At 62.0% G+C, this 20,414-nt stretch carries 17 protein-coding genes; 7 read left to right on the top strand and 10 right to left on the bottom strand.

Annotation, left to right across the window (positions count from 1 at the left end; genetic code table 11):
- Window positions 1-3: 3 nt before the first annotated feature.
- Entirely contained in the window at window positions 4-786 is a 783-nt protein-coding gene (locus F4X08_11555) for a J domain-containing protein (protein MYD26437.1), read from the bottom strand.
- A gap of 112 nt (window positions 787-898) precedes the next feature.
- On the opposite strand from F4X08_11555, the gene F4X08_11550 reads away from it, so the two are divergent.
- Window positions 899-1,732, top strand: a complete 834-nt coding sequence (locus tag F4X08_11550; protein ID MYD26436.1) for a phytanoyl-CoA dioxygenase family protein — start codon at window positions 899-901, stop codon at window positions 1,730-1,732.
- A 14-nt stretch (window positions 1,733-1,746) separates the two neighbouring features.
- Here F4X08_11550 and F4X08_11545 read toward each other — a convergent pair whose 3' ends face one another.
- On the bottom strand, window positions 1,747-2,637 hold the full coding sequence (locus F4X08_11545; GenBank protein ID MYD26435.1) for a methylated-DNA--[protein]-cysteine S-methyltransferase: 891 nt from the start codon (window positions 2,635-2,637) through the stop codon (window positions 1,747-1,749).
- Window positions 2,630-3,187, bottom strand: coding sequence for an RNA polymerase sigma factor (locus tag F4X08_11540; protein MYD26434.1), 558 nt, complete (start codon window positions 3,185-3,187; stop codon window positions 2,630-2,632). The genes F4X08_11545 and F4X08_11540 overlap by 8 nt, the downstream gene beginning before the upstream one ends.
- A gap of 193 nt (window positions 3,188-3,380) precedes the next feature.
- On the opposite strand from F4X08_11540, the gene F4X08_11535 reads away from it, so the two are divergent.
- On the top strand, window positions 3,381-3,620 hold the full coding sequence (locus F4X08_11535) for a hypothetical protein (protein ID MYD26433.1): 240 nt from the start codon (window positions 3,381-3,383) through the stop codon (window positions 3,618-3,620).
- 17 nt (window positions 3,621-3,637) lie between these two features.
- Here F4X08_11535 and F4X08_11530 read toward each other — a convergent pair whose 3' ends face one another.
- Window positions 3,638-5,431, bottom strand: a complete 1,794-nt coding sequence (locus F4X08_11530; protein ID MYD26432.1) for a peptide ABC transporter substrate-binding protein — start codon at window positions 5,429-5,431, stop codon at window positions 3,638-3,640.
- 173 nt (window positions 5,432-5,604) lie between these two features.
- On the opposite strand from F4X08_11530, the gene F4X08_11525 reads away from it, so the two are divergent.
- On the top strand, window positions 5,605-6,105 hold the full coding sequence (locus F4X08_11525) for a YgjV family protein (protein MYD26431.1): 501 nt from the start codon (window positions 5,605-5,607) through the stop codon (window positions 6,103-6,105).
- Between the two features lie 97 nt (window positions 6,106-6,202).
- On the opposite strand, the gene F4X08_11520 is transcribed toward F4X08_11525, so the two are convergent.
- The 4 genes from F4X08_11520 to F4X08_11505 form a co-directional block, all read right to left on the bottom strand.
- Window positions 6,203-7,219, bottom strand: a complete 1,017-nt coding sequence (locus F4X08_11520) for a phytanoyl-CoA dioxygenase family protein (GenBank protein MYD26430.1) — start codon at window positions 7,217-7,219, stop codon at window positions 6,203-6,205.
- Between the two features lie 31 nt (window positions 7,220-7,250).
- Window positions 7,251-8,177 (bottom strand): hypothetical protein, encoded by a 927-nt coding sequence (locus tag F4X08_11515; GenBank protein ID MYD26429.1) that lies wholly within the window; start codon window positions 8,175-8,177, stop codon window positions 7,251-7,253.
- A complete protein-coding gene (locus F4X08_11510) occupies window positions 8,075-9,154 on the bottom strand; it encodes an exo-alpha-sialidase (protein ID MYD26428.1) in 1,080 nt (359 codons plus the stop codon). The genes F4X08_11515 and F4X08_11510 overlap by 103 nt, the downstream gene beginning before the upstream one ends.
- A 154-nt stretch (window positions 9,155-9,308) precedes the next feature.
- The gene (locus tag F4X08_11505) at window positions 9,309-9,962 is read right to left on the bottom strand and encodes a chloramphenicol phosphotransferase (protein ID MYD26427.1); all 654 of its coding nucleotides are present in this window, start codon (window positions 9,960-9,962) and stop codon (window positions 9,309-9,311) included.
- A gap of 207 nt (window positions 9,963-10,169) precedes the next feature.
- Between F4X08_11505 and F4X08_11500 the strand changes: the two genes are divergently transcribed.
- Window positions 10,170-11,588, top strand: a complete 1,419-nt coding sequence (locus tag F4X08_11500) for a hypothetical protein (protein ID MYD26426.1) — start codon at window positions 10,170-10,172, stop codon at window positions 11,586-11,588.
- Window positions 11,589-11,649: 61 nt separating this feature from the next.
- On the opposite strand, the gene F4X08_11495 is transcribed toward F4X08_11500, so the two are convergent.
- Window positions 11,650-12,444 carry a TIGR02206 family membrane protein gene (locus F4X08_11495; GenBank protein ID MYD26425.1) on the bottom strand — a complete coding sequence of 265 codons (795 nt, stop codon included), beginning with the start codon at window positions 12,442-12,444 and terminating at the stop codon, window positions 11,650-11,652.
- 5 nt (window positions 12,445-12,449) lie between these two features.
- Between F4X08_11495 and F4X08_11490 the strand changes: the two genes are divergently transcribed.
- The 3 genes from F4X08_11490 to F4X08_11480 all read left to right on the top strand — a co-directional run bounded on the left by F4X08_11490 (window position 12,450) and on the right by F4X08_11480 (window position 17,070).
- Entirely contained in the window at window positions 12,450-15,254 is a 2,805-nt protein-coding gene (locus F4X08_11490) for an alpha-N-acetylglucosaminidase (protein MYD26424.1), read from the top strand.
- A gap of 185 nt (window positions 15,255-15,439) precedes the next feature.
- Complete coding sequence (locus F4X08_11485; protein ID MYD26423.1) at window positions 15,440-16,246, top strand: phytanoyl-CoA dioxygenase family protein; 807 nt, start codon at window positions 15,440-15,442, stop codon at window positions 16,244-16,246.
- A gap of 38 nt (window positions 16,247-16,284) precedes the next feature.
- Entirely contained in the window at window positions 16,285-17,070 is a 786-nt protein-coding gene (locus F4X08_11480) for a phytanoyl-CoA dioxygenase family protein (protein ID MYD26422.1), read from the top strand.
- Window positions 17,071-17,150: 80 nt separating this feature from the next.
- On the opposite strand, the gene F4X08_11475 is transcribed toward F4X08_11480, so the two are convergent.
- Window positions 17,151-20,414 carry an efflux RND transporter permease subunit gene (locus F4X08_11475; GenBank protein ID MYD26421.1) on the bottom strand — a complete coding sequence of 1,088 codons (3,264 nt, stop codon included), beginning with the start codon at window positions 20,412-20,414 and terminating at the stop codon, window positions 17,151-17,153.

The raw sequence follows: 20,414 nt of genomic DNA, 5'->3' as shown, positions 1-20,414 counted from the left end.
TTACTAGTCCTCGGACACCAGGTTCCCGAGAATGCGCACCAGCGCCCGTCCAGGCCCTTTTTCCGCATATCCCGCGAGTTCAAACCTCCGGCTTCCCCGTCTGCGCACCACGATCTCACTCCAGAAGATGAATCCTTCCTTCAATTGGACCTCCACCAGTTCGCCGATGTCATAGAGGGTCCCGGTGTTGTTGTTGACCAGGTGGTTCGACCGGGTGATGGCCATGCCCTCCTCGCCGGAACCGTCGATATCATAGAACACCAGCAGATCGTTCACCGTCGCGGCCAAGCCGCTGAAACGTATGCTGCGCTGCAGCGAAACGACGAAGTTCGCCGCTCGATCGGGGTTGATGTCTGGGTAGATGTACAGGCCGGCCCTGGTATCGGTTAAGATACTGCGAGCGGCCTGTCGGACACGTTGAACAGCCGGATCGGCCGACGATCCGGATCCCGTGCGGCTGGAGGCGCCGGGCCGGGAATACTCCGTTCGTGTATGGGAAGATTGCGAGGAAGAACGATAGCGGGGAGGAGACTGGCGCTGTGAAGTTGACCGGTAAGACGTCCCGGTAGTCGAAGACACCCGCAGGTTATCCGGATTGCGAACGAGCCACTGGTAGGCCTCGTTGATCTCCGTGAACTTGGCGGTGGCCCGGTCTTTCACCCGGTCGGGCACCTTATCCGGATGCCAGATCAGCACCAGTTCCCGGTACGACTTTTTGACGTCGTCAAGCGACGCGCCCGGAGCGAGGTCGAGCGAATGCAGCGCCCTGTTCGTGGTATCATCCATACATGGCTATTTAAGTCATTCAAAGGGTTGTCTCAAGCGATTTATGCCGGTATATTCAAAGTCGCCACCGGACCAGGCTCACCCACCAACGAATACTTAATAAAGGTCGCCCATGCCCATCACCGATGCCCTGCCCGAAATGAAGCGGGAACTGCGGTTTTTCCCGGCAACAAACGAGCACCCCAAAACGCTATCCCGCGAACAGGTCGACTTCTTCAACGCGAACGGGTATCTCTGCCCCCTCGACGTCTTTACCCCGCAGGAAGCCGAGGAGAACCGAGCGTATTTCGAAGACCTGATGGCCCGCGCGGAGAAGGAAGGGTACAACAGCTACTCGATCAACGGCTGGCAGCGGCACTGCGAGGGTATATACGACTTGACCATGAACCAGCGGATACTGGACTACGCGGAAGACCTGGTCGGGGAGACGCTGATCTGCGAGATGACCCACTATTTCTGCAAGATGCCGGGCGACGTGCAGCGGGTGAGTTGGCACCAGGACGCGTCCTACTGGCCCCTGACGCCGAGCAAGGTAGTGACGATCTGGCTGGCTATTGATGACGTGGACGAAGAGAACGGGCCCATGACGGTCATCCCCGGTTCCCACCTCCACGGGCAGATCCCCTTCGAAAACAGCACGGAAGCCGAACGCAACGTGCTGGGACAGACGGTAACGGACCCGCGAAAATGGGGCGGCGACCCGGTGCCTTTTACCATGAAGGCGGGCCAGATCTCCATGCATACCGACCTGCTGTTGCACGGGTCCGAGCCGAATGTATCCGACCGCCGGCGCTGCGGCCTGACGATACGGTACCTGCCGCCCGACGTGCGGGGCCGCTACCCGGAGTACCACCGGGCCGTAATCTGTCGGGGCGGCGATCCCTCGGGTTACTGGAGACCCGTACCCAAGCCCGTCGGCGACAGGATTCCTCCACGTAATCGGTAGTATCTACATTGTATCTACACCGACAGCGGCCTGCAGTGCTTGCACGGCCGGTATCCGCTTTCCGTCGCGTCTTCCGTACTACCGAATTCCAGCCGGTGCTGCGGCTGGACGCGCCGCGCATCACGGCAGGTCGGATAGCAGTAGATACCGGTCGTCCGGCTGCCGATGAAGCGCACGCCGCGCTGCTTCCAGTTTGCGAGTTCCTCCCGCGGGATCCCCTCCCGTTCCAGCAGGGTCCATTTCATTTCCGGTCCGTAGTAGTAGTTTCCCACGCCTCCGGTCGAGGGTACGAGCCGGTGGCAGGGCATCAGGAAGGGAACGGGATTGCGGGCCATGACCGTTCCGACGGCCCGGATCGCCTTCGGCCTGCCCACTTCCCGGGCGAGCCAGGCATAGGGTCGTACCTCGCCCGTAGGTATCCTGGCCAGATGCTGGAGCACGGTCTGTTCAAATTCGGTCAGTCCTTCCAGCGTGACCGGCGGCTGGGCGATCTTCTCTCCTCTTATGGCCCGCCTGACCGCTTCGGTATACGCTTCGGGCAGCGAACCTCGGACCGTGGTCCGCCCCAGCCTGTCTTTGTAGTAGGTTTCGAATGCGCCGTCCTCCTCCACGTCGAGTTTTACCGCCGATATGCCCTTGGGTGTAAATCCCACGTGCGCCGTCCCGAAATCTGTTTCGATCACATCGTATCGGTCTGCAATCCTGATCATCACTTCCTCCTGTATCCCTGTGGGAGCGGTCAGTTTCAGTTTGGTAGATTCCATGGCAAGGTTTTCCATAAATGCAGCCTCTTCGCGCAGATCGGCGCACTCTTCCAGGTGTTCCGTCACGGACCGGCTGGCCTCGGAATCCGCTTCGCCGGTCCTGATTTGATCCAGATACTGTCTCGCTTCGTTTTTATCCACCAGGACCCCCCTCCATGGTTTTGCGAAGCCTACGTAGCGCACGGTACACCTTGCCCCGCAGCGCCGATTCCGTTGAGCCGGTGACTGTCGCGATCTCCGCGTAGGTGTATTGCTCGACAAAGCGCAGGATGACCAATTCACGGCTTTCCCTTCCCAGTCGAGCGAGGGCCGCCCGGATCGCTCTTGTCCTTGACCGGTTGTTTCCGGTGTCGAAAACCTGTGCCGGCAGGTTGTCCTTCATGCTGACCAGCGCGTCGTCTCTTCGTTTGCGCGACCTCAACTTGTTCAGCGCCAGGTTCCGGACGATGCGATACAGCCAGGGTCGGACTTCGAGCGTCCGGCATCGCTCCGCGTCGTACTTTCCGGAGAGCGTGGTGTACGCCTTGACAAAGGCTTCCTGCGTAACGTCGAGGGCGTCGTCCGAACCGCCAAGCATATGGAAGGCGTAGGTGAAGAGTCTGTCCTGGTAGGTCGCCACCAGGTCCGTCACCGCGTCCCGGTTGCCACGATGGATTTCCAGTGCAATACATTTTGTCTCTTCCTGCGTCATTCAGAGTCCTTTGCTGGCCGGCGCTCAGTCGGTACCAATCTTACAACACCCATTATTGGGTTTTCGTTCGTAAAAAACGGAATTTAACATTCCTCCTGTTGGTTTAATTGCGGTATCTTTCCTTTCACATCGGCGACGACGCCAGAAACTACCAGGAACAGGCCATTCGTGTAGCGATAAAGGAATCACAGAAATGAAGATGAGTGCTCGATATGTGAAAATCGTGGAGTGGTCAGACGAAGATCAGTGTTACATTGGCAGTTGTCCCGGTCTGTTTTACGGAGGATGTCATGGGGAGAACGAACAGGAAGTGTTCTCCGAGTTATGTCGGATCGTAGAAGAAACCATTGATTTGTATCAACAGGACGGTGAGTCTCTTCCTTCACCGACTTCGGGAAAAGACTATGCCAACAAAATGCTGAATATCGTCTGATTTGCCTCCTGCGTCGCCTACCCGCCACCCCCCAGCACCCTTTCCCAGAAGCTCTTAGTTTCGGCATCCCGCCCGCCCTTCTCCGAGATGTAGATCGTAAAGGCCGTGTTCCCAATCTGCTCGCCCCGCCAGGACCGGAAGCCTCGCCGGTTCGGTTCGAGGGCGTCCCCCTTGATGTCCGATTTCCAGATCTGGTTCATCGTCGGGTACCACACGAAGAGGCCACCCACTTCCTCTACCAGGATGCGTTCGGCCTGGCGGTAGACGTCCATCCGAGCTTCGTAGTCGCCGACGACGCCTCCCGCCTGGACCACCAGCCGGTCGAAGCGGTCGTGTTTCCAGGCGTGCCGTCCCGAGGATAGCCAGAGGTTCATCAGGCTGCTGGGATCGATGAAGTCGGCCCCGAACCGGACGAGACCCAGGGGAAGCTGGTGGCTGTTGATCGCGTCCATGAAGATCTTGACCTCCATGTTGCGCACAACCAGGTCGATCCCCAGGTTCTGCTTGATCATGGCGTGGATCGCCTCTCCGGCTTCGTGCACTGGACGCACGTCGCGCCGGACCCACATCTCCACGCGCGGGAATCCCTTTCCGTCCGGATATCCCGCCTCGGCGAACAGTTTGCGTCCCAGGGCTGGGTCGTACCGCTGGACGGGTTTCAGGGCTTCCGTCGCTTCCGCCGGGAAGCCGGGCGGCAGCATGGAGTACGCGGGGATCGCGAAACCCTGGAGCGCGGATTCGCACACGGCCTCCCGGTCGATGGCGTGGCTGAAGGCCTGGCGCACCTTGAGGTTGTCGAAGGGCGGGTTATAGGTGTCCATCGTGAGGTAGTACGTGGCAAAATCCGTGTAGGAATGCAGCTCCCGGCTTAGCTTCGGATCGGTCTTGATCCGGGCGAGTTCGGCGTGGTTCGTTACAAGGCCGAAATCCACCTCGTCGGCCTCGTAGGACGCGAGCAGGGGCGGCGGCGTCGAGGCGTTGTGCAACTTGGCGATCAAGGTTTCCAGATAAGGCCGGGCGGCGCCGTGATATCGGGGGTTGGCTTTGAGCACGACTCGGTCCGCCTTGGTCCACTCCGCCAGGTAGAAGGGCCCGCTGGCGATAGAGGTCTCCGGGCTGGTGGACCAGGCGTCGCCGTACTTCTCCACCGCCTGGCGAGGCGAAACCCAGCTGTCCACCATCAGGTCCGGCATGTAGGCGCAAGGTTCGTCGGTTTCGATGAGCAGCGTGTAGTCGTCGACCGCGTGAACACCCAGCGAATCGAGGGGCAGCTCCCGGCCCACGATGCGGCCCCAGTTCTTGATCGGACGGTAATACCACTCCACGTCGTAGGCGTTTTCCGGATCGGCGCCGCGCCGGAGGGTGAACACGTAATCGTGGGCGGTCAGGGGCTTGCCGTCGGAAAACTCCAGGTCGTCCCTCAGGTAGAAATACCAGCCCAGCCCGTCGTCGGTGGGTTCCCAGCGGTTCGCCGCCGCCGGGATAAGGTCGAAGTTCTTGTCGAAGCGAATCAAGGGTTCCGCGATGATCCGGTGGCCGTAGGTCCCCTTGTAGATCGTGCGGAACCACTCCATGTAGGTGTTGTCCAGCTGAAACGTTCGTACGTACTGCTCCGAGGGCGGCGCCGCGTCGGGCGGCAATTCGACGCCCGCGGAGTTGACGTACCTGTTGGACGGTTGGGAGGGTTCGTCGCCGGCCGGACCGCCCAGGACGTGCATCATCCCGGCCGCTGTCACGCAGCATATCGTGATGAGAGCGATGGCGCGGGCGGTTTTGTGCATGGTGACACCAACGCGGGCATTGGTGATCATGGAGGGACCATCCGTTGGTCACGATGGCGACGTTTACGTTGGGTTGGACGGGTCGTAAAGTACGTTATTCCCTTTACGGTCCCGCGTCAAGTGAAGGACGGTGAATCGCCTTGACCCGTTTCGGGCGGTCTGTATTTTGCACGTGGACACCAACCCGCCGGGTGAATCACCACATGGATTCTTTCCTCGTATCTCAGGCACTCGCCGCCGTCGCTTTCACCTGCGGCGTCGTCTCCTTCCAGTGCAAGAAGCGCCGCAACGTGTTGCTCTGGCTGAGTGCTTCGGCGTTGACGAACGCCTTCCACTTTTTCGTGCTCGGCAGAAACAGCGCCGGCACCCTGTATGTCGTCATGAGCGTCAGGGTCTTCACGGCGGCCTTTACGACCGACCGGCGCTTGATGTACGTGTTCATGGCGTTGATCCTGGCCGGTTTCTTCTCTTCCTACGAGCGTCCCCTGGACATCCTGGCGCTATTCGGTTCGCTGCTGCCCACCTACGGCAATTTCCAGCAATCCGACCGGAAAGTACGGTTGATCTACATGGCCTGTGCGGTGACCTGGATGGTGCACAACTACATCGCCGGCAGCCCGGTCGCGGTGCTCATGGAGACCACGTTCCTGGTCAGCAACATGATCGGGTACTGGCGGATTTACCGATTTGCGATAAAGGCCTGAGCGGGCAGGTCTCGCCACCACCGCGTCAATCGGACGCTGAGAGCCTGGACGAAGCGACACTTCGGCTGGAAGGTCTTTCCGGCGGACCTATGCGGACCTATCCGTACATCCGGATCGGCGTCGGCTCGGTGGGCTTGTTCTTGCGGGGCGGACGCTGCGCCGTGACCTTCAGGGCCTCTTCCCAGCCCCGGTTCCAGGTGCCGTAGTCCGAGAGCACGAATTCGGGATGGCGCCGGCTGCGGACGATGAAATTGGGGTAGAACGAGCGGCCCGTGGGCAGCCCGGTCTGCTGATAGCGCAGGTCGAGACTCCACCGGATCGTTCCGGAACGATTGGGGATGGACCGGTGCGGGATCAGCTTGTGCATGAGCAGGACGTCGCCCTTCCTCATCGGCAGGGACAGGACCTCGCCCTCGGGCAATCCGCCGTCCTCGATGCCGAATCCTTCGCTCCAGTACACGGTCCGGCTGTGGTGCACCCGCGGAATGATCTGCAGGCAACCGTTCTCCTCGTCGGTGTCGCACAGAGGGAGCCAGACGGTGAGGATGAACACCGGGTCTGCGTCCTCATGATGCACCTGCGCGTCCTGGTGCCAGGGCGCCACGTTTTCCCTGATGCGGGAGGCCAGGGCGTCCTCTTCGCCGTTGTCGTCGTCGCCACCGCCGTTGCTGCTGCCACCATTGTCGCTGCCGCCACCACCGTTGCCGCCGCCATTCCCGTGACCCGACAGGCTGTTCAGGCCCTCAGGCAGCTTCGCCCGTAGATGCTGAATGGGGCTGCATGTGATTTCGGGTCCGACGAGGGATTCCACGAGGTCCAGCATACGGGCGTTGCCGAGAAAGCGGAACACCGCCTCGTCCCGCATGTTCATGATGTCGATGTCATCGTAGATCGTGGTGTTTTCCCGGGTGATCAGGGCCAGCCGCCGCTCGAAGGATTCGCTTTCGTACAGTTCGGTAATCCGTCCTTCGCGGTGGAGTGCTCGCGCCCGTTCGTCGACAAAGGCCTCGATCCCCGCAATGACGGGATCCAGGTCGTCACTGGTGAGCGCGCCTGCGACGATGACGTAGCCTTCATCCATGAAATGTCGTAACTGATTTTGTGTAAGAGACATGCTGGTGGGATTCCCTTCCGGTGACGTATCTTCAAGCCGCTTTCGGAATGTACGAAATCAGGTTCTGCAGGTGCCGCAGTCGTTCGGGCGTGGCCGTGGAAAGCAGGGGGCCTTCCTCCCCGCCGAATACCTCCCGCGTGGTATAGCCATGTTGTCGGATGATCTTCCTGAAGGCCTCGAGATCACGACCGTCCGTGTGGAGTCCGGTATACACGAGCGTGAACATGCGTCTTTTCTTTCCGCCGCCCCAGGCGCTGTGCTTGGTGGAATGGTTGAAAACCGCCAGGTCGCCGGGCCGGGTCTCGACGGCGATTGCCGGGACTTCGCTGCCGTGCAGTCCGCCCCAGCCGTCCCGCTTGCCGGAAAGGTGTTCATGGATGGTTTCCGCGTACTCTTCACCGAATCGGTGACTGCCCGGAATGACCCGCAACGCGCCCGTGTCCCGCGTCATGGGATCCAGGTAGATGGCCATCTTGTAGAAACGGATGGGCTCGGGCCACTGGGTGTCGGAATGCCATCGCGTGTCTCCCACGTAGAAGTTGCCGTCACTGTTCCAGTACTGGTAACGCTCGCCCAGCAGGCCGGCGGCGATGCCCTGGATGCGGGGATCGTCCAGCAGCGTGCACAGGTACGGGTCGTGGTTGATGAACGGCGCCACGGCCAGCCGCTCCAGGCCTTCGTGGTCGTCGCCCCCGTTTTTTTTCAGCAGCCCGTCGAAAGCCTCTGTGATCTCATCGATCCGGTCGTCGAGAAGGCCGGGGAAGTGCAGATACCCGAAGGTATCCATGAATTCCTTCTGGTGTGCATCCAGTTGAAACATGGAAACTCCCGATAGTCTTTTGTAGCCGGAATGGTTCAGTATTCCTCGAGCACCGATCCCTCTATGCCTCGTGTGCCGTCTCCATAGACAAAATAGTAAACGACCAGCACCCGTCCATCTTTCAATTCGACCGACCATGGATACCCGCAGTCCGGCTCAAGGGAATCGGCGCGCACAACGATATCCAGCGCGGTATCCAGGTCGCCGGCGTCAGGCTCGAGGACCCGCGCCAGGCAGCCCATCTGTCCCTCCCACCGGGTGCCCACCGTGGCCAGGATGCGGCCGTCCCGCAGACCCAGCAGGTGACCGGGACAACCCCGCATGGTTGTAGACCGCCAGGGGGACCAGGTCGCGCCGCCGTCGTCCGAGTGCACTTCCACCAGGTGCACGTCCTGTCCGGGCGGCTGGTTCGGATGACAGCGGAAGAGCACCAGGATCCTGCCGGCCGGCGTCCGGTAGATCGCCGGCTCGCTGAAGTGGGCGACATCTTCCTCGGCGATACGTCCTTCGTAGACCCAGGAACGTCCGCCATCCGTCGACGATTGCATCATGCCGAAGAACGGCGGCCGGCCTTCCGGATGGTCCGTCGCCTTGCCGGGAAGCAGCATTCGCCCGTCCGGCATCTCCAGCAGGCCGCTCCGGCAGATCCCCGTGTGCGAGGCGGGATGGCCGTTCACGGCATCGGGGAGCGGCGGAAACGGCTCGGGGTGCGTCCAGGTCCGCCCGTTGTCCAATGATCGCACGTGGAATCCCATGCCGGGACGGGAGATCCAGGTATGCTTGGAGACTTCCGGCGCCTGGGCAAGTACCAGGTCCACCGTGCTGGCGTGCAGGAAAATCTCACCGCCGGACAGCGTGTGGGTCCCGAAATCGATCACGCCGCCGTGGGGATAGACCGTCACCAGTTCGGCCGTTCCCCAGGTCTGCCCTTCGTCAGAGGAACGGCTGGCCCGCACGTCGAAGAGCGGGTGGCTGTGGTGGCTGAACCCTGTGGCGGGCGACCGGTGAAACAGGGCCAGCAGGTCGCCATCGGGGGTCCGGACGACGTTCGGATGGGCGCCGTACCAGCCTGCTTCGCGGTAGATCGTAACATGTCCCGCTACGCGCCAACCCATATGGATTCACCCTCCCGGTGCTCGATGCAGGTTTTACACACTGGTTTGAGTTCTATCGAGATCGACGATGGATTCAAGAATATACCCGCGCCTTCATCGTGGTAAATGGAAATATGGACAGGATGCGCTGCGACCCAGAGCTGGTCGATACGTTTCATACGGACATCGCGGCAAGCCGGCTGAACGCGTCTGGCTCGGGACCGGTTGCGATATGTTCCAGGATCTTGCCGGCACAGGCCTCGGCGCTCCATTTCGATGTATCGACTTCGAGGTCGTAGATACCGGATCTATGCACCTCCCGTTCCCAGATCCGCACCAGTTCGGGCACGGGTGCGTCATCCGGTATGTCTTCTTCCTTCAGCCAGGTATCTTTGCGGCGTTGCCATACGACCTCGGCGGGACAGCGCACGCCTACGAAATGCGCGTTCAACCCCTCCAGACGTCCCGCGCAGTTGTAGAGGATACCGCTCAGCGTGGCGTAATCGTCGTGATGCGCGACGTCGGCCACCACGTTCAGGCCCAGTCGCAGGTGGGCCGCGATGGATTCGTAGAGTGCTCCGTACAAACCGGGAATCAACGGCTCGAGATCGGGTCGTTCGCCCCCCGGGCAATTCGCGATACCGGCGGGCCGAAGCCCGATCCCGGGACGCAATCGCTCCGGCGTGATTTCAATGAATCGATCGGCGCCGAGGTTCATCCACGGTTCCTGCGACATCTGCTGGATGGCGAGCGCGATGCTGGACTTCCCTGACCTGGGGGCGCCATTGAGCATTAGGGCCGTTCCCGGCTGAGTCGCGGCATCCGGCATGGCGGTCATCTCCTCGAAACGCGTGGAAATACGTGAGATCGCGATCCTGGACGTCCTGTGGCGAACAGGGGCCGGCGGAATCCAGGTTTCGCTGTGGATTAACCGGAATATAGGGTGTATCTTTTGCGAGACAAATCGGTATTGTGCCTCTCCCTGTCCGAAAGTTTGTCGTCTCTGTAAAACCGTCCCCAAACCGGGATCCAGTCGATGATTATTCGACGCGTAACAGGCAACTACGAGCTAAACGCAAGCGTTGCCGATGCGGAATCGACACCCGCGGCGAGCATACCCGCGGCCAGCATACCTGCGGTGAGCGCGCCCGCGGCGCGCATCCGGTTTTCCGGGTCGGACGATTCCGTGAGCGTGTATCTGGAAATCGACGGACAGGGATTTCGCGTGGCAAGAAAGGCCGGTGAAGACCGTACGATCCTGAAGGACTATCCCGGCGGGGGACCGCTCCCGTGGGAAATCCGCGTGCTGAAGAAGGGCAACTTCTTCCGGTTTGGGGTGAACGGAAAAACGGGCTGGATCCGGGGCCCGTCGGGCGAGTGGGATGGGTGGTACGATCCGTGGGAAAACGAGCTGACCCTGGAGGGAACCGGGGGCTGCGGGTTCTTGTCCTGCACGGTCACGACGCTGCCCTGGCTGGACCAACGGACGGAACCGGTCATCGCGCGGGGCCCGGCCGGCAGCCATTACGAGAAACAGATCATTCCGGGCGCTATCCTTGAAATCGACCACCGATACTACATGTACTGCATGGCGGGCATGGAGGGCGACCAGGAAGGGTCCTCGCGGCGCACCGTCGCCGTGGCGGAAAGCGACGACCTGCGATCGTGGGAAGTGCATCCCGTTCCGGTTCTTTCCTACGCGGACGCGCCGGGGGACAATATCTACGTGAACGGCGCGGTCGTTACGCCCGATGGCCGGATCGTCCTCATGTACGCCGTCCAGCAGTATCCATCCTGGCTCGGATTCATGATGGCCTCGGCCGACGATCCGAAAGGGCCTTTCGCGCCGTATTCGCGCAATCCCGTCTACCGGCATTTCAACGACGCCGCCCACGAGTTCGACCTGTTGCGCGTAGACCATCCGGATTACCGGTACGTCATGTGCTATGCCGGCTACACGCCGCGGCCTTCGGAAGGCTGGCCGGGCGGGGACCGTGGTTATCTGCTCTTCAGCGACGATCTCGTAGACTGGCGCGAGGCCGAGCACAATCCGGTGTTCGGACCGGAAAGGGCGGACGACTGGGACGCCGTACATGTCCGGCCCCGGTCCCTGAGCCGGATCGGCGATACGTGGTATCTCTGGTACGAAGGCTGCAACGCGTGGACGCCGCCGGGTGCGGCCGGATCGGAGCGATGGTGCGATTCGGTGGGCCTTGCTCGTTCAACGGACCTGAAAAACTGGTCGTACTATCCCCGGAATCCCGCCCTTCCGGCCCTTGGAATCGGAGCGGAGCGTTTCGACCACACCTGGACGGGCTGGCCCCGCATGGTCGTAAAGGACGGCCTGGGATACGTGTTCTTTACAGGGAACGCCCAGGTCGGACTGAGAACGATTCCGATAGGGCGCCTTGTGGACTGGGACAGCGAAGGCGGCGAGACGTTTCGGATCGTCTAGGCGTGAGACTCTGGCTCGGACCGAGCGGACGGGCGTCTCCGGCTCGGACCGGGCGGATCGCTTAGGCGGGCTTTCCTGGTGCGGACCGGTCGGCAGGTCGTATTTGCCGTGCTTCACGCCGTCGTGACAGGTGCACCGGCAGGTACACCGCGAAGAACATGGCCAGCGCGACCACGTCGAGGATGGGGATGTACCAGGGCCACGGCGCGAAGAAGAAGGGCGATACCGTCCCCCAGGGCGGCCGGGAAAGGTACATGTAGTTCGATCCCAGGAGCAGGTTAACGATACCCACGACGACGGCGAACACATTCAGGGCGACGAAGGCGCGAAAAAGTCCGCGCAGCGTGGGCCGCATGCCCAGGCCCCAGGTGGCGTACAGGACGGCCACGACGATCCCGGAGTGGGCGATGAAGTACTGGAAGAAGCGCCACGAAGGAAAGCCGGCGTCCATGGCGCCCGGGGTGATCACGGCGTTCAAGGAACCGACGAGACCCCAGAAGTAGGCGATCTCGTAGGTGTACTTGTTCCGGAATATCAGGGTAGCGGCCGTGACCAGGTTCGCCACGCCGCAGATATGCAGCGGTAGGTGGTGGCGGACGATGTATTCCGGGCCGAACTGCACGAGGCGGTATCCCCAGGCCGAGAATTCGTTGACCAGGAGTACGGCGGCGAGCAGGTAGCCGATATTTCCCGCCGTCCGCTCATCGCCCGCTCTCTTTGCGAGACCCGAAAGCAGGATGGGAAGAACGAGGGTAAGCCCCATGACGATGAGATGGGACGTTCCGAAGGTCTGGAAACCGGTTGGCGTCATGATGTAACATGAGTACAGGAAACTGAAACGTAAGACAACCCGCATTACCTATGATTACACTTTTCAAGAACAGACAGGTTACGTCGAGGATCGTGCTCTCACCCACGGTGGGACCCTCCGGGCATCGGGCGGCCAGGGAATTTCAACGTATTGCTAAGCGCATGGGCGGGGTAGAGATCCCCATCCTTGAAGAACCAGACCGGCCAGCGGTAAACGGGACCGGTAGATCCCCTGGCGGCCACGAAACAGAAACCGGCCGGGTGTACATCGGTTGTGCGCCCGCCGAACTCGACGTCGACCTCTCCGAATCCGCCCTGGGATATGATGGCTATGTCATCCGGTGCGTTGGGAACAGCCTGGTGCTCGCGGGCCGCCGTCCCTACTCCGCGCTTTATGCCGTGTACCGGCTGTTCGAAGATCATCTCGGTTGTGGTTTCTTCGAAGAAGGCGAACAGATCCCGTATAGAGAGACCGTGTCGATCGGCGACCTGAACGGAACGGAGATATACCGCAGGCCCCGGTTCAATTGGCGGATGTACTTCGCGAACATGCAGGACGCCTACAGCGGCATGCGCTGGTGGACCTGGGAGGAGTTTAGGCCCTGGGTCGATTACCTCGTCAAGAAACGCTTCAACATCCTGGAAAGCGGCAACATCGCCGACTGCTGCGGCATCGGGGCGCTGGCCGCCAACCGGCTGGGCGTTCCGGTGCAGCTCACGGACTGGCAGAGGGCGCGCATCGCGTTGCTGAGGCGGGTCTTCGATTATGCCCGGGAGGCCGGCATCCGAATCCGGTACCGCATGCAGCTCCACGTGGGTACCCCGGCGGTGAATCCGGGGTTCTCACCCTACGCGGACGGACGCCAGCTCCAGGAATTCGTGGACGGGTACGAGGCCATGACTGGCGAGAAGATCCGGGTCGCGCCACTGGAGTGGTGCGGCGAGTCCGAGATCGTCCTCGACCCGCGGGACCCGGTGACGCGGCGGTTCACCACCGCCGTGGTGGAGTCCTACGCGGAAGCACTGGGCACGGATCATCTCTACAGCCTGTGGCTGCCCACGGAGGAGACCTGGGTCGAGGAGGACCCCGACCGGGCGGCGGAACTGACCCATGCGTCCGTCGACGGCATGATCCAGGCCATACGGGACGGCGATCCGGACGCGGTGCTGTTCAGCCCCCGGGTGTGCACGGACAACCCCACTGCGGCCGCCCAGGCGCAGGCGGTCCGGGACGCCGGCCTGCCCGTGATCGGCAACATGTTCCTCAACCACGCCGGGAGGATGTACGACTTCCTCCGGTGCGATTACTACTGGGGCCTGCCGTGGTCCACGGGCATGTGCGGCCAGTGCGGCCGGGAGACCAATCCCAACGGCGACATAAAGACGGCGATCGACAACGCCCGGTCCCTGGCGGATCATCCCCGGGCTACCAACCTGCAGGGGTTCATGGTGTCCTCGGAAACCAATCACCGGAACGTGATGACCATGGATCTCTACGCGGAACTGTCCTGGAACCCCGTGGACCTGGAACCGGACTGCTACGTCGAGCAGTGGAACCGCAGGCGGTACGGACCGGCGGCAGAAGAAACGCGACCAGCCGTGCGGATATTTGCCGAAACCATCATGGCCTACTTCGATCCGTGCACCCACAACGGCCCCCTGTACCGGAATTGGGACGGTACCTTGCTGCCTGGTCTCACCTCGGGCTCGGTCAAACGGCTCATCGGGTTTCTGCCGGCGCTGCACGACATGCTCGAGATTCTGCTGTCTCAATATGATGCGCTCGAAGATTCCCCCATGTATCGTTTCGACCTGGTGGACATCGGTCGGACCTACCTGGCGGGCATCTTCAACCACCGGCTGGCCGACGCGCGCAAGGCCTTCCGCACCGGGGACCGGGAACGGTTCGAGCAGATGGCCGGGGAAACGGAGCAGGTGATGCTCGCCATGGCCCGGTACTGCAGTGCCCATGAACAGTTCAGGCTGAAGACCCACGACGACTGGGCGGCCCGGTGGCCCGAGATCGTGCCGGGACATGCCAACAGTGAAAGCAACTGGATCACCTTCACCGCCCTGATCTCCCTCGAAAACTGGCAGGTGCTGCTCGACTACCTCCCGGAGGATTTCGCCGAGATGATCGTCCACTACTTTTTGCCACGTGTCCGGCAGTACCTGGACCGGATGCGGACGCTCATGGATCGGGGAGAGGATATCTCGGAGCGGCTGGTGGACCGGGATTCGGATGTCGATCTGCCCTCCCGCGTGGCGAACTGGTCGACGCCCCGGGGCAACACGCCCTGGTCGCCCTACGGGGACACCTGCGAACCCGAGTTGACCGGAGAGGACGAGGCCCTTGCGCTCCGGCTCATCAAGGCCGGTTCCGCGAGCGGCCGGTACGACTTCTACGAGGGGCCGCTGGATGCCCTCGTCCGCGAGATGCTGGCCGCCTTCCCGCCGCCCGGGGACATCGAGGAGATCCTCGCGGAGAAAGACTACGCGCCGCCGGGCAACCGGCTGGTACTGCACGGGATGCCCGGCGAGACGATCGAGGGATTCAACGTGCCCGGTTTCGTGGAACGGGTCGAGGTTCCGCGGGAACTCCGCGGGATCATCGCGGTGCGCGAGGTACGAAGGGAATACAACATCGCCCGGGGCGAGATCGCTATGTACCAGGTGACGGTGCCGCCGGAGATCGGCCTGATCCGCCACGAGGACGAACCTGCCGCCTCGGACGTCCACAACGTTGCGGTGTTTACCTTCAGCGCCGGAGGCACGGAATACAAGGTGTGGTTCGACAGCGGGACGGACCTGGACGTGGCGTCGTTCGTGGTGAAACGATCTCCGACATCACGTTAGTCCTTATATCGCTTCAGCCCTAGTAGATGGAAGGCTACTTCGCAGGATCCGCAATAAAGTTCAGATATTCCCTGCTGCGTCCGTTGCCTTTCCTCCAGGTCGTTTACCTTTGACACTGCGCTTTCCGCACCCGTAATATATCTCCCGCTCACACGCTCACGACATGCTGCCCGGGGCAACCACCCATGACGCCTGTGCCAACAGACTACGACCTCGACCTGAAGGTGGCTGAACTAAGGATCAGCGGGTTCACGCTCTTCGAGGACCTCGTCGCACCGGAAAAGATCGACCGCATACGGGCGGATTTCATGCCGCGGTTGGAACGGCTCAAGGCCCGCGAGTCGAATGAGGTCCACCCGGAGGAGCGGGGCGACGTGAGGACGGGCAAGGGACGGCAGCAGTTCGTCAACCGCTATACCATGCACGTACCCTGGGAACCGCCTTTCTCCGATCCGGAGATCTACGAGCACCCCGTGGTGCTGGCTTTCCTGGAACGATACTGGGGCGTCGACGATTTCCACATCACCTGCTACCACTCCAACAATCCCTATCCGGGCAGCGAGTACCAGCCCTGGCACCGGGACATTCACCTGATTACGCCCCATATCGGCCTGCCGGTCTGCCCTCATTTCGGCATCAAGTTCCCCCTGGTGGACACCAGTGAAGAGAACGGCTGCTTCGAAGTCATGCCGGGCACGCAATACCTGGCGGACCCCGACTTGGAGAAATCCTACGATGACGTGCTGCTGCGGGGGGATTTCCCGCCCGCCCACCGGCTGAACCTGAAAAAGGGCACGTTCTGGGTGCAGGACCCGAGGGCCCTTCACCGGGGCACGCCGAACCGTTCGAACCATGCCCGGGCGGAGCTGGTCATCTGCTATTCGAGACCGTGGTTCCGCACGTCCACGATCGAGATGACGGAAGCGGAATACGGGAAACTTTCGGACCGCGGCAGGGCATTGCTGTCACGCAGCAGGATCGTGGCGGCGTGATCCGGACCGGTCATCCCGCTGAAAAACCGGAGCGCTCCATGCTGTCCAGCGGCCAGATCGAACATTTCCATACCTTCGGTTTCCTGGTCATTCGCCGGGCCTTCACGGAGGAGGAAGTTGAAGCGCTGATCCGGGAGGCCGCCGCGGCGTGCGCGCAGAAGCTCGGCCGCGAAATCGCTGAAGAGGAATGGCTGTGGGACAGAGAGTTCGTGGAGTCGCGCCCCGCTTTGACACGGCTGGTGGAAGACGACCGGATTTACCAGCCCGTGACGGAACTGCTGGGTGACGACCTCATCTGGATCGGTTCGGAGGGGATGTGGGGAATCGACCCTGAGCTGGCCGACCACACATGGCATTTCGACGGCCACAAGACGTCACGGTTACTCGACTATACCCGGACCAAGGTCATGCTGTACCTCGATCCGCAGACGCAGGATACCGGCGCGCTGCGGGTCATCCCCGGTTCCCACCGGGACCCCTTGCATCAGGCCCTCCTGCCCCTCCAGGACGCTCACCTGGGCGGCGATCCCTACCCCTTCGGGGTCGACGGCCTCCGGATCCCCGGTTGCGCCGTCGAGACCGAACCCGGCGATATCGTCCTGTTCAACCAGTGGCTCTACCACGCGGTTTTCGGCAAGGCGGGGAAACGGCGGGTCATCGTCTTCAAGTTCGGCCCCCGTCCACGCATCGGCGCCCACCGGGACATGCTGCGTAAAGCCGCGCCGAAGGGATTTCAGCCCCATCCGTCGTTCATGGATAGCGAGCGTCCCCGCTTACGGCGACTGGCCGAGGGCATGAGAACTTTTGGCAGGGAAGCCGAGTAGGCGGACCGAAACCCCAGCGGCAAGTAAGACGCCCGGCAACAAGTAAGACACCCGGCGGCAAGTCAGACGGCCCGTCACCGTCAAACCGGGCGCTTGATCCTCGCCACGATGCCGCCCCACCAGTTTCGCAGGTCTTCGAAGGCGCTGTAGACCAGGGGCAGCGCGATCATGGCGCCGATGGTGGAGAAGATCAACCCGCCCATGACCGACCGGCCCATGGGGTAGTAGGGCTGGTCGCCGAGGGTGGCGGTTCCGATCGCCATGGGCAGCAGGCCGAGCATGGTGGTGAACGCCGTCATCAGGATCGGCCGCAGGCGGTCGCGACCGGCCTGGATGATCAGTTCCCGACCCTTCAGGCGGCCTTCCCGCTCCAGGTGCTTGATGTGGTCGATGAAGACGATGGCGTTGTTGACCACGACCCCGATCAAAATCACGATGCCAATCATGGCGAGAACCGACATGTTGGTACCGGTAGCCCATAGCATCCAGTAGCACCCGAAGTAGGCGAAGGGGATGGATACGAGGATGATGATCAGGGGATCGATATAGGACTCGAACAGGGACCCCAATAGCAACAGCACGGCAACGAGCGCGAGAAGGATCGCGGTCACCATGGCGGCCGTATCTTCTTCCAACCGCTCCCACCGGTCCCCGAGGCGCCAGGAGTAGCCCCTGGGCAGGGAGAGGTCCGCCAGGCTGGTGCTGATTTTGCCGCCGATGGTCTCGATGCCCTCTTTGGTGGTGTTCGCGCGGACCATCAGGATGGTCTCGCTGTCCCTGCGGAAGACGGTCCTGAAGGCCGGCGTCTGGGTGAAACTGGCCATGGTGGCCAGCGGGAGTTGGGTCCCGTCGTCCAGGTAGACCGCCTGGTCCCGGAGCTGGTGAACGGTCTCGCGGTCTTCCTCCTTGGACTGTACCCACACCCGGATCTCCCGGTCTTCGGTCTTCAGGCGTCTCAGTTCGTTGCCTCGGATGCCAGAAAGGGTCATTTCGGCGACGCGCCGGGGCGTAAGGCCGAACTTGCCCGACATCTCCCGGTCCACGGTAACCTGGACCTCATCCTGCGTTTCCTCGTTGTCCAGGTCGGTGGTGATGGCCGTGATCTCGGGCAACTGGCCCAGCCGCGCGTTCACGTCCTCCGCGATCTGTTCGAGCCGCCTCGGGTTTTCTCCGTGCAGGGCGATGCTCACCCTTGGATCTTCCTCGCCGCCCTCGCCCCATCGCCATCTCACGACGAGTCCCGGTACCTCCGGGATGGTGTCCCTGATGATCCGGGCGACCTCTTCCGAAGACCGGTACGACTGCACGCCGCCCTGGGTGCCGAGGATCAACAGGATCGCGATGTACAGTGCCGTCAGCACGGCGGTAATCTGCAGCGCGTTGGTCTTCCTGCGCACCAGGACGAGTACGACCGCGCACAGGGCGAGCGATCCCCAGACCCACGGCGCTTTTGCGTTGTGCCGAAGGCTGTCCCAGACCGAGTCGTCCGAACCGCTGTGAAGGAACACTTCAAAAGTGATGCGCCCGGGCCGGAAATCGGAACGAATGGCCCGGATGTTCAGCGAATCGGCCGAAGCCATCCACTGGTTCTCCAGGTCGGTCACGAATCGATCGGTGTATTCCAGGCTGGCGAACTCGCCGGGTTCGATATACATCCAGACCCTTCGCGGGTCCGAAGACGAATTGTCCAGGGTCACGCTGCGCATGGGCACCAGGAAGGTCAGGATTACGAACCCTCCCAGGATGAGCGCCACGTCGAGCCGGTGGTTCAGTACCCATCCGATCACCTGGGCGTACCGTTGTTCGAGCGCCTCGAGCAGGCTGACCGTGGGCAGTCGTCCTTCCTTCAACAACCGGGAAGCCAGGAGCGGTATGAAACTGAGCGACATCACCAGGGACGAGATCAGGGAGATGGTGATGACGAGGCCGAACTCCCGCATCTCCGTCTGCGCGTTTCCGCCTCCGATGAAAAGCAGGGGCAGGAACACGATGGCCGTCGTCAACGTGGCGGCGCTGACGGCCACAGATACTTCGCGGGCGCCCTGGATCGCCGCCTGCACGGGCTCCAGACCCATCCGCCGCAGCCGGACGATGTTCTCCAGTACCACCACGGCGTTGTCCACCAGCATGCCGATGCCGAGCATCAGTCCCATGAGCGAAATGAGGTTGAGCGACAGGATGCCGTACCCGGTATTCACGAAATACATGACCGTGAAGGTCACGAGGATGGACGCCGGGATGGATGCGGCGATGATGAAGGTCGTCCGGTACCTCCGCAGGAAGAAAAACAGCACGCCCAGGGCGAACAGGCCGCCCCACATGCCGGCGGTTCCGAGCGCTTTGAGCGAATTCAGGATCCAGGAAGACTGCTCGAAGAAGATGAAGTAGGTCAGGCCGGGCCAGCGCGGATCGCGGGTCAGGTCGCTCAGGGTCTCCTTCACGGCCGCCGTGACTTCCACCGTGTTTGCGTTCGACTCCTTGCTGATCACCATGCCCACGGCGTCCTGGCCGTTCAGGCGGAACCGGCGAAATGACGTGGGTTTCCGGTATTCCACCCGGGCCACGTCGCTGAGCTTGAGGCCTCTTTCATTGATGGGGTAGGACTGGATGTCCTCCACGGTTTCTAAGGCGCCCGAGAGCCGTACGATATAGCGAAACCCGCCGTCTTCCACGTAGCCTCCGGGCGAGTCCATGTTGGCCTGGTCCATGGCGCGTATGAACTGTTCCACGTTCACCCTGTACGCTTTCAGCAGGTCCTCGTCCAGGTCGATGATTACCTGCCTGGACCGGGACCCCCACGCGTCGATGCCGGCGATGCCGTCGATCCGCTCGATGCGGGGGATCAGCTGCTCGTCGACGACCTGGAACAGGGCATCGCGGTCGCCGTGCCAGGACAGGGAGAGATACATGATGGGGATGTCCGTGCTGGAGAACTTCCGTACCCAGATCCGGTTGATCTCGTCCGGCAGCGCCGGCCGCACCCGTTCCACGCGGTCCCTGACCTCCACGTAGGCCAGTTTCATGTCCGTACCCGGTTCGAAGACGAGGTTGACGTTCACGCCGTTGGTACTCGAATTGGATTCCACGCGCTGCAGTCCGCGCAGGGTCTTCAGTTCTCCTTCCAGCGGACGGGCGATCAGGTGGACGTTGTCCTCCGGGGTGGAATTGGGATAGGGTACCCAGACGTTCATCCAGATCCCGTCTCTCGCCGGAACGAGCTCCATCGGCAGCAGCCGGAAAGAGACCGCCCCGAAGAGGATCGCGCTGACCAGGACCATGAACACGGTGACGGGCCTGCGGAAGGCGAAGGCGGTCCAGTTGTGGGGGGATAGGAATTTGAACAT

It is taken from the genome of Gemmatimonadota bacterium, assembly GCA_009841265.1.
Classification (GTDB): domain Bacteria; phylum JAAXHH01; class JAAXHH01; order JAAXHH01; family JAAXHH01; genus JAAXHH01.
This window is presented reverse-complemented; position numbering and strand designations above follow the sequence as displayed.